Genomic DNA, 14,452 nt, shown 5'->3' with positions numbered 1-14,452 from the left:
AAAAAATGACTTCTGATATTATTCCTTTGCCTCAGCTACGTCAGCAAATTGATACAATTGATACGAAAATTTTAGAACTGCTTAATCAACGTGCAAATTGTGCAATGGAAGTGGCTAAAACTAAATTATCGACGGGTGAAAAAATAACTTTTTATCGTCCTGATCGTGAGGCTTTAGTGTTACGCCGTATTCGTGAGCTAAACACAGGGCCTTTAAGTGGCGATACGATGGTGTCTTTTTTTCGAGAAATTATGTCGGCCTGTTTGGCATTAGAAAAACCGCTTGAAGTCGCATTTTTAGGGCCTGAAGGCACGTTTACACAGCAAGCTACGTTTAAACATTTTGGTCATGCGGTTCATGCACAACCGATTAGTAGCATTCTGGATATTTTTAACAGTGTTGAAAACGATCATTGCCAGTTTGGTGTTGTTCCTGTTGAAAATTCTACGGAAGGCGTTATTGCTCATACCTTAGATTGCTTTTTAAATTCCCCCTTGCAAATTTGTGGGGAAGTTGAAATACGGGTTCATCAAAATTTAATTGGCAATGTCAATAAGCTATCAGAAGTGACCGAGGTGCTTTCACATCAACAATCATTGGCCCAATGTCGTCAATGGCTAGAGGCGAATTTACCGAATACCAAACTAACGCCTGTCAGTAGTAATGCGGAGGCGGTAAAATCGGTGAAAGAGTGTAATGATAAGGTGGCAATTGCAGGTAAAGTCGCCGCAGATTTATATGCGTTAAATATTATTGAAAAAAATATTGAGGATGAGCCTAATAATACCACTCGGTTTATGATTATCGGTAAACAACGACCCGAATCAACAGGTTTAGATAAAACCTCATTGGTGTTATCCATGGGGAATAAATCGGGCGCATTACATAAAATGCTAGAATCGTTTGCTGAACAAGGGATTAGTATGACTCATATTGAGTCGCGTCCTTCTCGACAAGGCTTGTGGGACTATGTATTTTTTATTGATATTGACGGGCATCAAGATGATGAGCCTGTTGCAAAAGCATTGGCGCATTTAAAAAATAATGTGACTTTGTTAAATATCTTAGGCTCTTATCCAAAAGCTGTGATATAAGATAGGTCTTCTCTTTTTTAACGATAACAATAGAGGCATTAATATGGAAAATCCTATTATTTTTACAAATAGTGCGGCAACGAAAGTCGGTACTTTAATTGCTGACGAAGGTAATGACAATTTAAAACTCAGAGTTTATGTCACTGGGGGGGGGTGTTCTGGTTTTCAGTATGGGTTTACCTTTGATGAAGAAGTGAATGAGGATGATACGCAAGTCGAAAATGGCGGAGTCACCGTTTTAGTCGATTCTATGAGTATTGGTTATTTAACGGGCGCGGAAATTGATTATAAAGAAGATGTGGCCGGCTCTCAGTTTGTGATTAGAAACCCAAATGCAACTACAACGTGTGGCTGTGGTTCTTCTTTTTCAACCTAACGAGTTATCCTTGTTGATACCATAGACGGTAGAAAAAAGCAGTGCCTTGTTACACTGCTTTTTATCAGGACATAAAAAAAGGGGAATCTTTCGATTCCCCTTTTTTCGACCGCTTGATTCAAACTTAACGTTTTGAATACTGAGGACGCTTTCTAGCTTTGTGCAAGCCGATTTTCTTACGTTCAACTTGACGAGAATCACGAGTAACATACCCAGCTTTTCTCAAAGGAGCGCGTAACGTTTCATCAAAATCCATTAATGCACGAGCTAATCCATGACGAATTGCGCCTGCTTGACCTGATGGACCACCGCCTTTGACGATGATATTAAGATCAAAATCAGTTGTTTTTTCAACACACACAAGCGGTTGTTTGACTAACATTTGATCAGTTTTACGACCAAAATAGTCTTCAATTGATTGTTTGTTAATCGTAATCTTACCTGAACCTGAGATCGCATATACCCGTGCAATTGCACTTTTACGTCGACCTGTTCCATAATACTGAGCTGCCATAATCTATCCTTTTTAGAGTTCTAACACTTTAGGTTGTTGAGCTTGATGTTCATGAGTTGGGCCTGCATAAACCTTTAACTTTTTGAACATAGCACGACCTAATGGGTTTCTAGGTAACATGCCTTTTATAGCCGTATTGATAATACGATCTGGAAAGGTTTTTCTTAGTTTACCTAGTGTGACAGACTTCATGTTACCGACATAACCTGTATGGCGATAATAAATTTTATTTTGTTCTTTATTGCCTGTAACACCAATTTTCTCTGCATTGATGACAATAATATAATCACCTGTATCCACATGAGGGGTATATTCAGGCTTATGTTTTCCGCGAAGACGGCGCGCAACTTCTGTGGCAAGTCGACCAAGCGTCTTCCCTTCTGCATCAATTACATACCAATCGCGCTTAACTTCTGCCGGTTTTGCACTAAATGTTTTCATTTATTAGTTAGTTTTCTGTTAAGGCTATCAAAGAGCGAGGATTTTACTAAACCCTTAAGCTGTTAGCAAGCTGTTTATGTTTATTTGTTGTTTTAATAACAAAATTAATGAGTTATTACGCGTCTTTTTTTGAAAAATAATCACGTTTAGCACTTCCTGTATAAAGCTGTCTAGGGCGACTAATACGTTGTACGGGTTCATCCATCATTTCTAACCAATGGGAAACCCAACCTGCAGTGCGTGCAATAACAAACATCACGGTAAACATGTTTTCAGGGATTTTTAGGGCGCGATAAATGATGCCTGAATAAAAATCAACATTAGGATAAAGCTTTTTCTCAATAAAATACTCGTCCTTTAAGGCGTATTCTTCTAAGGCGAGTGCTAATTCAAATAACGGGTCATCGGTTGGAAAGTGTTCTAAGACTTCATGGCAGGTTTCACGAATAATCGTGGCTCTGGGATCAAAGTTTTTATAAACGCGATGACCAAACCCCATTAAACGAAAAGGATCATTTTTATCTTTCGCTTTGGCAAGGTATTTAGGAATGTTATCAATCGTTCCTATTTCCGCTAACATTTTTAAAACAGCTTCGTTTGCACCGCCATGAGCGGGGCCCCAAAGTGCAGAAATACCTGCGGCAATGCACGCATAAGGATTTGCGCCTGTACTTCCCGCTAAACGTACGGTTGATGTGCTGGCGTTTTGCTCATGATCGGCATGAAGGATAAAGAGTAAATTTAAGGCTTTAACCGTAATCGGTTCAATATATTTATCTTTTTGAATAAAGGTTTGTGAGGGGAGTGAGAACATCATATTTAGAAAATTATCACAATAATCTAAATCTCGTCGTGGATAGACAATGGGGTATCCGACCGAGTGTCGATAACAGGCGGCTGCAATGGTTGGCATTTTTGCTAACATACGCATTGCAGATATGCGTCTATGTTCAGGATCTTCCATGTTGAGTTGGCTATGATAAAAAGCCGATAAAGACCCCACAACCCCGACCATCATGGCCATAGGATGCGCATCATAATGAAATCCCCCAAAAAAACCACTTAGGGATTCGTGTAGCAGAGTGTGATGATTAATTTCATCTGAAAAACTAAATAATTCATGTTTATTAGGTAATTCACCATTCATCAGTAAATAAGTGACTTCTAAAAATGAACTATGTTTTGCAAGTTGCTCAATAGGGTAGCCCCGATAGAGCAATACGCCGTTCTCGCCATCAATATAGGTAATATTACTTTTACAGCTTGCCGTTGAAACAAAACCTGGGTCATAGGTAAATAACCCTAAATTTTTATTCAACGAACCAATATTAACGGTAGGTGCCCCATGTGTCCCTGTTAAAAGGGGAAACTCGGACTCATCACCCGTGCTATTGTTTCTAAAGGATACAGTATCTTGTGACATTTGAGCCTCTCAAAAAATTATGTTAAGTAATTTTACACTAAGCGACACCGAGAGCTAAAAAATTATTTACTAAAACGTTTACGGAATTTATCTACACGTCCAGCGGTATCAACAACACGCTGTTTACCTGTGTAAAAAGGATGACATGAAGAGCAAACTTCAATATTTAAATCTTTAGTTAACACAGAACCTGTTTCAAAGGTATTTCCACAGCCACATGTTACGGTAATTTGTTTATAGTCAGGATGAATTTCTGGTTTCATAGTTCTTAATAGTGTGCCCAAGATGGGGCTTACAAACTTAATAGGGAACTGGTTATAATACGAGTTCCTTAACAAAACCGCAACCATCAATTAACAATGCGTATTATTACTTTAAATGCAAACGGTATTCGTGCCGCTGAACGTAAGGGGGTTTTTCCTTGGTTACAGACTCAAAATGCCGATGTTATTTGTATTCAAGAAACGAAAGCTCAAGAGACTCAACTCACAGCGGAGGCATTTCATCCAACGGGGTATCATTGTTTTTATCATGATGCCGTTAAAAAAGGTTATAGCGGGGTGGCCTTGTATTGTAAAAAGAAACCCGATGAGGTTATAAAAGGCATTGGCTGGGAGGATGTGGATGTCGAGGGCCGTTTTATTGAAGCGCGTTTTGGGCGTTTAAGTGTCATTTCTTTATACCTTCATTCAGGCTCGGCGAGTGAGGAACGACAAGCGGTTAAATTCGATTTTTTAGCCCGTTTTTTGCCATATTTACAAAAACTCGCTAATGAGGGCCGTGATTATGTTATTGCGGGGGATTGGAATATTGCGCACAAAGAAGAAGATTTAAAAAATTGGAAAGGGAATCGTAAAAATTCGGGATTTTTGCCTGAAGAGCGGGCTTGGTTGGATGATCTTTTTGTGGATGCGTTATGGTTTGATGCCTTTCGATTAGTAGAACAGCAACCTGATGAATATACCTGGTGGTCAAATCGGGGGCAATCCTGGGCAAAAAATGTCGGATGGCGGCTTGATTATCAAATAATCACTCAAAAACTGAAAGATAAGGTGCAAGCAACCGCTATTTACAAGGATCAACGGTTTTCAGATCACGCACCGTTAATCATTGATTATGATTATCCTTTTTGATAGACGATGATTAGTTAGGGGAGGGCGTGTTGATTTAAAGTGATCGAGTACGCTAGCGATGTACGACTATCTACTATAAAATAATCCGTGAGTCTATAAACGCCAGAGACGTGAAATATCGCGGTTCTGCTCATGAGCTGATAAGCCTTGACTATCCGCTTTTAAATTAAAACGACAGAGAAAAATATGGCACATAATGTCACGCTAACCCAGTTTATTATTGAACAACAACGTGAATTTTCAGGAATATCTGGGGATTTTAGTTTACTTTTAAATGACATCGCAACGGCCTGTAAAAAAATATCTCACTTAGTTAATCGAGGAGATTTAATGGGGGTGTTAGGGGATGCAGGTACTGAAAATGTACAGGGTGAAGTACAAAAAAAGCTTGATATTTTAAGTCATAATATCATGGTTGACGCGCTCAATTGGACGGGGCATTTATCAGGAATGCTCTCTGAGGAAATTGATGAGCCGATTAAAATCCCTAATCAGTACCCAAGAGGGAAATATCTCGCCCTTTTTGATCCGCTGGATGGTTCGTCAAATATTGATTTAAATTTAACCGTAGGTACTATTTTTTCAATTTTACGGTATGACAAAGGATTAGAGCCAACCGCTAATGATTTTTTGAAGCAAGGTTCTGAGCAAGTGTGTGCGGGATTTGTTTTATATGGCCCCTCGACAATGATGGTATTAACCACGGGTAATGGCGTAAATGGGTTTACGTTAGATCCTGATATTGGTGAGTTTATACTAACGCATCCCAAGATAGAAATTCCTAAAGAGACCGCTGAATTTGCTATTAATATGTCGAATCAACGTTTTTGGGAACCGCCTGTACAACGCTATGTTGATGAATGTTTACAAGGGGAAGAGGGGGTTCGGGGTAAAAACTTTAATATGCGTTGGATCGCGTCGTTAGTTGCTGAGGTCTATCGTGTATTAATGCGGGGGGGCGTTTTTATGTACCCTTTGGATACCCATAAATCTAAGTCGGGACGATTACGATTAATGTATGAAGCAAACCCGATGGGCTTGATTATTGAGCAAGCAGGCGGGGCGTGTTCAACAGGACGTGAACGGATTTTAGAGATAAAACCACAGGCCATACATCAACGAGTTCCCTTGATTTTAGGCTCTAAAAACGAAGTAGAGCGGTTGGTGGCTTATCACTTAGAAGAAGAATGAAAAAAGAGGATGCGAGCCGCTTTTGAGGCGGCTCTTTAATGACAACGCGTTATTTCTTTTTAAGGTTTGATGCGTCATTCTCAGGTGTTGGCGTATCCGATTCGCTAATGCCCGTCGTATCATTGGCATGAAGCATAAAACGTGTTTTTAAACGCTTAAAGGCTGAACGTAAGGTTTTATCCATCACCACTTGATTTCCAATGGAAACAATAACACGCACTAATTCGGGGATCTTAGTTTTGGTTGAAATCATATAAATGGGTTGAACATAAAGCATGGATTTCCCCATCGGTAAAATAATCATTCGACCTCGTTTTACCACCGAGCCATGTTGATCCCACAGGGTAAATTGTTCTGAGATTTCAGGGTTTTGATCAATTAAGGCATCGACTTGAGCCGGCCCATTCACTTGTATATCTTTATGAAACTTATAAACGGTAATTTCAGGTTTATATTTTAAGCCACAGCCTTCTTTATCCAATGTCCCTGCAATGCCAATCATGCTTAAATTATCTCTACGCACGGGGGTCATGGGGTTAATCATGACAAACTCTTCACGATCATTACAATTACCAAAATCCATCGTGATGAAATACGGTTCAACGAGTTTATTATTAATCGTTGCGAACTGCCATGTTTCCGCTTGCTCATAAAATAACTCAGGCGATTGTTGATGATATTTTGCATAAACTTTCATTTGCAAATAATAAAGATCGCGTGGGTAACGTAAATGCTTTCTTAGTTCATCGGGCATTTCTTCTAAGCTTTGAAAAACACCGGGGTATGCGCGACTATAGGCTTGAATGATAGGATCGGATTCATCAGAAATATAATATTTTACATCCCCCCCATAGGCATCCACCGTGATTTTAACGGCGTTACGGATATAGTTAAATTCTTGCGGCCCATCTAAAAAGTCGTTTTTAACGGGCTTAGAAACTGGGTATTTATCCGATAAGGTATACGCATCTTGTATCCAGAAAAAACGATCTTTGGTGATGACCAAATAGGGGTCGTTATCTAAATGTAAAAAAGGCGTTAAGGTATTAATTCGTTTAATAATATTTCGACGTAAGAGTACGCGGCTTTCTTGGGTAATATTGGGTGATAAAAAGATGTTGGTATTTTTTAAATAAAAGGCAAATAATAACTTTCTAAAATAAGAGGGAATTAAAACACCCGCGCCGCCCTCATACTGTCCTTTCATGATTAAATCCGAATCAGAAAGCTCTTTTATAATTAACCCATTAGGGACAATGGCATAATGGTAGTTTTCTTGCCCAAAATAAATATCAGGGTTTTTAACACTCAAGCCGACATCGGAGTGCATATTTAAACCCCGTAAATACCATTTGATCGGTTTGCCTGCATCTTGTGCCGCTGGGGTAACCACACCGCCATAACCATGCGTATAACGTAAGTGTGTGTTTTCCCAGTTTTGAGCTTCTTTGGGTAATTCACTGATATTAATTTCACGCGCACTTAAATTAACTTGCTGGGTATGCCCATGTAAAAAATAGCGATCTTCATCAACGGCTAAAAATTTATAATACGGTCGAATGCCTTGTAATTGCATATAACCATCGGTTAAATGTTCTCGATCCCAAACGGGAATATTCTCAAAATGTTGCTGTGACGACCACTCTTCAATGTCTTTGGTTGCATCGACACTACTTTCAACTTCAACTGTTTTAATGGCATTAAGGCCGTAAGCATCCAGCGTAGCTTTAATGTTATGAGCCATAAAGTTTTTTTCTGTTTTAACAGGATTAGGTTTTACAATAAATTTACTAATTAAGCTGGGAATAAATTCAACGGTTTGTAAGCCTATAACGCCTAAAAAAACAGTAATGGATAAGATTAACGGCCATTTTGCACGGTGTTTTTGTGAAAATATAAAAATAACGGTGGTTACGGCAATGATTAAAAAGCTAATGACAGCGATCCAAACCAGCGGTAATTCATAACGTATTTCAACAAAACCTGGGCCAAAAAAAACGGGTTCGTGAGCGTCGGCGTAAAGAAGTGAAAACCGTTCCAGAAAAAAACCTAAAATGACAAATAAAACCACAAACCCCATTAAAATGGTCAGATGAATTTTTGCGCCTAAGGGGTATTCTGTATTTTGATCGGGAACAAAAATATGTTCAATCCAATATAAAAAACTCACCATGAAAAATAAAATAATCGAGGTGATTAATAATTCTTGTTGAATGAGAACATACAGTGGGTAAGAAAATAAATAAAAGCTTATATCATGGCCATAAACGGGTTCTAAAACCCCTGAATCTTCGCCAAAAAAGAATAAAAGAGCCGATTCCCATTGATTGTAAAAAGGTAGGGCAATAACAATGGCTAGAATGAATGATAACGGCGTGTAAATTTTTTCCGAGCCATCCATAAACGCTTCTGAGAAACTTAGAAAACGTTTCCGCTTATCTTTATCAAGCAGAATGTCATCGGGGGGGTTAAGGCCTAAATAACGTGAGGCTATCCAAAAATGAAAAAAGAAAATAGCAAAAAAAGCGAGGGTAACACCGCCTGATAAAATAAAGCGATATAATAATTTTAACCAAAAATAACCTTCTAATTCTAATGAGCTAAACCACCATAAATCGACAAAGAGATCGAGAAAGATGACGTAAAAAGCAACATATAAAATTATGGTAATAACAATGGCTGCGCCAATCAATGACGGTAGCAACCGCTTCCAGTTCTGCATAAATCCCTCTTTATATAAAAATAGCGTTTAACATTTTTAGTATTTGAGTCACAGTATATAACACTCAATACTGAATTTCTTAAGGGTTTAAAGTTTTAGTGTTTTTCACTCTTGATAATGCCTTTTAAATACGGCAATCATTGCCTATCACAGAAGCCTGTAAAAAATGACTACGTTGCGTAAAGATAGATCAATACAGCTTACTCAGGTTCGCTTTTGGTTTAAATTCACGGCTTTCAACGCCCTTAAATGTAGAGGAATTATCGTTTGATTCAGATGGATTGCGTTAGAATGAAATTAATTTTAACCTAGTAAAGAAGTCAAGAATATGCAAATTGTACTCGCTAACCCTCGTGGATTTTGTGCAGGCGTTGATCGCGCTATTGAAATTGTAGACCAAGCATTGGATGCATTTGGTGAACCTGTTTACGTTCGCCATGAAGTCGTTCATAACCGTACGGTTGTTGAAGGCCTTCGTGAAAAGGGCGCGGTTTTTATTGAAGATTTAGACGATGTTCCTAAAAAAGGGAATGTAATCTTTAGTGCGCATGGCGTTTCAAAAAAAGTTCAACAGCAAGCGGTTGAACGGAGTCTAACTGTTTTTGATGCGACCTGTCCTTTAGTCACTAAGGTTCATATTCAAGTCGCTAAACATGCAAAAGAAGACCGTGAAGTCATCTTAATTGGACACGCAGGGCATCCTGAAGTGGAAGGAACGATGGGGCAATATGAAAAATGTACTGAACACGGTGACATTTATCTGGTGGAAACCCCTAAAGATGTTGAAGTCCTTAGCGTAAATAATCCTGAAAACTTAGCTTATGTGACCCAAACTACGCTTTCGATGACGGATACAAAAATCATGGTCGATGCGTTAAAAAAATATTTTCCATCGATTCAAGAACAAAAGAAAGATGATATTTGTTATGCCACTCAGAACCGTCAAGATGCGGTACGAGATTTATCCGCCATTGCAGATATTATTTTAGTGGTCGGTTCACCTAATAGTTCAAATTCTAACCGTTTACGTGAAATTGCAGTGCAATTAGGAAAATCTTCGTATTTAATTGATACCTATCAAGATATGAAGCAGGACTGGTTTACCGATGTGAATGTTGTTGGTGTGACCGCTGGAGCCTCTGCGCCTGAAATCTTAGTTCAAGAAGTGATTAAACAATTACAGAAATGGGGAGGAAAAATGGTTGCAGAGCATCAAGGTATAGAAGAAACTGTTGTTTTTTCGTTACCCAGCAATCTAAAAAAACATCTTGAAAAAAATAAATAAATTTAAGTGCTATTAAACTACTGTTTCCTATAGATTATGAATAACTCGGTTATTTCACGTATTTTTCGACCCCAAATTCTTGAAATGTCGGCCTATAAGGTGGCTGACTCCACTCATTTTATAAAACTGGATGCGATGGAGAATCCCTATAACTTGCCTGATGAAATCAGTCAGCAATGGCTAGAGTCGCTTAAACACTGTGCATTAAATCGTTACCCCGATCCTGCGGCTCAAAAATTAACTGCACTTATAAAGCAGGTAAATGATATTCCCGACGCTTTTGATGTGTTATTGGGTAATGGTTCGGATGAAATTATCCAATTATTATTAATGGGATTACAAATAGGATCAACGGTACTGGCCCCCGAACCTAGTTTTGTCATGTATAAACAAATTAGTTTAAGTTTGGGGCTTAACTACCAATCTGTTGGTTTAAATGAGGATTTTTCCTTAAATTTAGAGGCCATGCTGTTGGCAATCGACCAACATCAGCCTGCAGTAATTTTTTTAGCCTACCCCAATAACCCGACGGGGAACTTATTTAAAACGGCGGACATTAAAAAAATTATAGAAAAAAGCAACGGGCTGGTCATTATTGATGAAGCTTACGCGCCTTTTGCTGAAGCCAGTTTTATTGATTTTATGGGGGATTATGAAAACCTATTAGTGATGCGAACGTTATCTAAATTAGGGCTTGCAGGACTGCGTTTAGGCTTTATAGCAGGACAGCCTTCAATTATTGCCGAACTGGATAAAATACGATTACCCTATAATATTAATGTGTTAACACAAACGACCGCGTGTTTTGCGTTATTACATTATGATATTTTTGAGCAACAAACGCAGGAAATTTGTCAGCAACGTGGGGTTGTTTTATCTGAACTTAATAAAATAGAGGGCATTAAAACGTATGCGAGTGCCGCAAATTTTATTTTATTTAAAACCCCCGAGGGTTTAGCTGATACGGTATTTTTAGAGCTAAAAGTCCGCCAAATTTTAATTAAGAATTTATCACCACAAGCAGGATTACTCAGCGATTGTTTGAGAGTAACCATAGGAACTGCTAATGAAAATCAACTATTTTTGACGACTTTGATTGAAATTTTTAACGGTCAATTTAAAATAAAATAAAATAAAACAAACCTCAATTTAAATTAGTTTAAGTCATTATAGAGGCGCGAATCATCGTGTCTCTACCCACGTCTATCCCCTACCTCAAATAACATAAAAACAAGCGAATAACGATAAGGTTTAGTTATTCTTTAGTCACTATCAGGTGATGATTGGCGTTGTCTGTGGAGTCTATAGATTAGATTGAATTTTTAATAGCATTTCGCTTAAGAGCCAAGAACGTTGCCCTTGCATGATGTTTATTTTAGAACTATTTTTAATATCGCTTACACAATTCATTAGAAAACGCTAAAATGCTTATTTCTACTTTTAAGTTATTGGAGCATCAATGGGTCCGCATTATTTAAGTCCTTTTTTTACCCCCAAATCTGTCGCCATTGTTGGGGCTTCTGAACGTACAGAAAGTGTGGGTTACCGATTATTACTGAATATGCAGGAAGCAAAATTTAAAGGGGATCTGTATCCAGTTAATCATAAGCGAACCAAAATTTTAGGCTTAAAAGTTTATCCCAATTTAGATTCTATTCCTGAAACCTTGGATTTAGTTGTTATTTCGACACCCGCTCCTTCCGTTCCGTCCATTATGAAGCAGTGTGCCGCGAATGGGGTAACGTCCGTTATCATTATTAGTGCAGGCTTTGGTGAACTGGGTGTTGAAGGTCAACGTTTACAGCAAGAAATCTTAGAATGCGCTCACCGTTATAGTATTCGTATTATTGGACCTAATTGTTTGGGTCTTGCTCGTCCCAGTTCTTTTTTAAATGCGACTTTTGGCGATGGCGTTATTGCGGATGGTTCTTTAGCCTTACTTTCTCAATCAGGCGCGGTGTGTACCGCCATTTTAGACTGGGCGAAATCCCAAGAAATTGGTTTTTCAACCGTTGTTTCAATGGGAGGCGCGGCGGATATTGATTTTGGAGATGTTTTAGATTATTTAGCAACGGATCGTAAAACAACGGGTATTTTGATGTATGTTGAAGGGATTCGAGATGCTCGACGTTTTTTAAGCGGTTTAAAAGCCGCTGCCCGTTTAAAGCCTGTGATTTTAATTAAATCAGGACGACATGAAGCAGGCTCTAAAGCAGCAATGTCCCATACAGGCGCGATGGTTGGAGGCGATGATGTTTTTGATGCCGCTATTGAACGGGCTGGGGTTGTTCGTGCCTACAGTATTACCCAACTTTTTTCAGCCGCACGGGTCTTGGCGAATAATTATGAACTCAGTAATGATCGGTTAGCCATTATTACCAATGCAGGCGGCCCTGGGGTTATGAGTACGGATCATGCCGAAGATGTGGGTATTACGATGGCCACCTTGAGTCCTAAGAGCATTGAGTCGTTAAATAAGGTGTTGCCTGTCCATTGGTCTCATGCAAATCCCGTTGATATTTTAGGTGATGCCAATTCTGAGCGTTATCAACACGCATTAGAAATCTGTTTGCATGATGATAATATTGATGGGGTCTTAAATATTTTAACCCCGCAAGCCATGACCAACCCAACCGAGGTGGCCAATTACGTCATTGAAGCGGCTAAAAAAACGACTAAACCCGTACTTGCCTCATGGACAGGTGGCGAAAAAGTTCAAGAAGGACGCGCGTTGTTTGCGAATAGTCGAGTCGCGCACTTTAATACGCCCGAAGTTGCTGTTGATGCATTTTCTTTTTTAGCCAAATATCGACATAATCAAATTTTACTCAAGCAAATTCCATTGCCTTCTGCGGAATTGATTAGCCCTGATATTAAGGGGGCGCGGTTGATTATTCAGCGAATTTTATCAGAAGGGCGACAAGTTTTAACCACGCAAGAATCGAAAGCTATTTTAACCGCGTTTCATATTCCAGTAACGCAAACGATCAAAGTTTATAATGCCAAAGATGCGATGATTGCTGCGGAAACCTTGGGGTTTCCTGTCGTTTTAAAAATTGATATGTCAGAATTTAGTCATAAATCTGATATTGGTGGAGTCCGTTTAAATATTGAGAGTGTTCAAGCGGTTTCTCATCATTTCACAGAGATGGAAGCACAAATTAAAAAAGCGCATCCTGATATTGAATCGGTTGTGATTACGGTTGAACCGATGTATTGTTCACAAGGCGGACGAGAACTCATGATTGGGGTGGTTCGCGATCCAGTCTTTGGCCCTGCCATTAGTTTTGGATTGGGCGGTACAATGGTTGAAATATTACAAGATAAAGCGGTGTCCTTACCCCCCTTAAATACGTATATGGTTGAGCAGATGATTGCTAAAACTAAGGCGGCTCGTTATATTGGTAAGTTTCGTCAATTAGCCCCGATTAATCATCAAGCATTGGTTGATGTATTATTAAATGTTTCCATTATGGTGAGTGAATTACCTGAAATATTGGAATTAGATATTAATCCATTAATTGCAGATGAAAATGGAGTCATGGCAGTGGATGCGCGACTAAAAGTTGAAATAACACATCAGCTTACTTCCTACTCACACATGGCTATTCATCCCTATCCCTCGGAATTAATACGTCATAGTCAATTACCCAATGGGGTTGATATTACCATTCGTCCTATTCGTCCAGAAGATGCCAGTTTAGAAAAAGATTTTGTGCATAGTTTATCGGAACGCAGTAAATATTTACGTTTTATACAATCATTACAGGAGCTTACGCCTGAAATGATTATTCGATTCACCCAAATTGATTATGACCGTGAAATGGCTTTTATCGCTGTGACCGAACATGAAGATATGCCCAAAGAATTAGCGGTAGGGCGTTATATTATGAACCCAGATGGGCATAGTGTTGAGTTTGCTTTGGTCGTATCCGATCAGTGCCAAGGGCTGGGTATTGGGGCAAAAATCATGACAACATTAATGCAAGCCGCTAAATATAAGGGAATTTCATTTTTTGAAGGGGAGGTGTTAAGAGTTAATAAGCCCATGCTTTCCTTAACTAAAAAATTAGGGTTTAGTATTGAATCAATTACGGGTGATAGTGAAGTCGTTAGGGTTGTTAAAGATTTACGGGTATAAATTTAGGGCTACCAACGTAAGGCGGGACACTATGGGGCGAGGTTTAACCATTCGTCCTGAGCTGAGTCGAAGGGCGGACGGTTAAGCCGTTCATACTTCGACAAGCTCGGCACGAACGGCTTAACCTCAACT

General features: G+C 39.0%; 12 protein-coding genes. 7 read left to right on the top strand and 5 right to left on the bottom strand.

Going from position 1 to position 14,452, the window contains the following annotated elements; all coding sequences use genetic code 11:
- Positions 1–5: 5 nt before the first annotated feature.
- Together pheA and erpA are read left to right on the top strand one after the other, a co-directional pair.
- Positions 6–1,094 (top strand): prephenate dehydratase, encoded by a 1,089-nt coding sequence (gene pheA / locus Q9M50_06835; GenBank protein MDQ7090346.1) that lies wholly within the window; start codon positions 6–8, stop codon positions 1,092–1,094.
- Between the two features lie 37 nt (positions 1,095–1,131).
- Positions 1,132–1,470, top strand: a complete 339-nt coding sequence (erpA, locus tag Q9M50_06830) for an iron-sulfur cluster insertion protein ErpA (protein MDQ7090345.1) — start codon at positions 1,132–1,134, stop codon at positions 1,468–1,470.
- Positions 1,471–1,594: 124 nt separating this feature from the next.
- Here erpA and rpsI read toward each other — a convergent pair whose 3' ends face one another.
- The 4 genes from rpsI to rpmE all read right to left on the bottom strand — a co-directional run bounded on the left by rpsI (position 1,595) and on the right by rpmE (position 4,111).
- Entirely contained in the window at positions 1,595–1,987 is a 393-nt protein-coding gene (rpsI, locus tag Q9M50_06825; protein ID MDQ7090344.1) for a 30S ribosomal protein S9, read from the bottom strand.
- A 9-nt stretch (positions 1,988–1,996) separates the two neighbouring features.
- Entirely contained in the window at positions 1,997–2,425 is a 429-nt protein-coding gene (rplM, locus tag Q9M50_06820; protein MDQ7090343.1) for a 50S ribosomal protein L13, read from the bottom strand.
- 115 nt (positions 2,426–2,540) lie between these two features.
- Positions 2,541–3,848 (bottom strand): citrate synthase, encoded by a 1,308-nt coding sequence (locus Q9M50_06815; GenBank protein MDQ7090342.1) that lies wholly within the window; start codon positions 3,846–3,848, stop codon positions 2,541–2,543.
- A gap of 62 nt (positions 3,849–3,910) precedes the next feature.
- Positions 3,911–4,111, bottom strand: coding sequence for a 50S ribosomal protein L31 (gene rpmE / locus Q9M50_06810; protein ID MDQ7090341.1), 201 nt, complete (start codon positions 4,109–4,111; stop codon positions 3,911–3,913).
- Between the two features lie 96 nt (positions 4,112–4,207).
- Here rpmE and Q9M50_06805 point away from each other — a divergent pair, with 96 nt between their 5' ends.
- Together Q9M50_06805 and Q9M50_06800 are read left to right on the top strand one after the other, a co-directional pair.
- The gene (locus tag Q9M50_06805) at positions 4,208–4,981 is read left to right on the top strand and encodes an exodeoxyribonuclease III (protein MDQ7090340.1); all 774 of its coding nucleotides are present in this window, start codon (positions 4,208–4,210) and stop codon (positions 4,979–4,981) included.
- A 186-nt stretch (positions 4,982–5,167) separates the two neighbouring features.
- Positions 5,168–6,172 carry a class 1 fructose-bisphosphatase gene (locus Q9M50_06800; protein ID MDQ7090339.1) on the top strand — a complete coding sequence of 335 codons (1,005 nt, stop codon included), beginning with the start codon at positions 5,168–5,170 and terminating at the stop codon, positions 6,170–6,172.
- Between the two features lie 49 nt (positions 6,173–6,221).
- Here the strand turns inward: Q9M50_06800 and Q9M50_06795 are convergent, their stop codons facing one another.
- A complete protein-coding gene (locus Q9M50_06795; GenBank protein MDQ7090338.1) occupies positions 6,222–8,894 on the bottom strand; it encodes a UPF0182 family protein in 2,673 nt (890 codons plus the stop codon).
- Positions 8,895–9,222: 328 nt separating this feature from the next.
- On the opposite strand from Q9M50_06795, the gene ispH reads away from it, so the two are divergent.
- From ispH to Q9M50_06780, 3 genes are all read left to right on the top strand, one after another.
- Complete coding sequence (gene ispH, locus Q9M50_06790) at positions 9,223–10,179, top strand: 4-hydroxy-3-methylbut-2-enyl diphosphate reductase (protein ID MDQ7090337.1); 957 nt, start codon at positions 9,223–9,225, stop codon at positions 10,177–10,179.
- Between the two features lie 36 nt (positions 10,180–10,215).
- Entirely contained in the window at positions 10,216–11,310 is a 1,095-nt protein-coding gene (hisC, locus tag Q9M50_06785; protein MDQ7090336.1) for a histidinol-phosphate transaminase, read from the top strand.
- Positions 11,311–11,638: 328 nt separating this feature from the next.
- Positions 11,639–14,320: a bifunctional acetate--CoA ligase family protein/GNAT family N-acetyltransferase gene (locus Q9M50_06780; protein MDQ7090335.1), complete on the top strand. Its 2,682-nt coding sequence runs from the start codon at positions 11,639–11,641 to the stop codon at positions 14,318–14,320.
- Positions 14,321–14,452 lie beyond the last annotated feature (132 nt).

The organism is Methylococcales bacterium (assembly GCA_030949405.1).
Lineage (GTDB): Bacteria > Pseudomonadota > Gammaproteobacteria > Methylococcales > Methylomonadaceae > WTBX01.
Note: the sequence above shows the minus strand (reverse complement) of the source record. Positions and strands in the feature narration are given on the sequence as shown.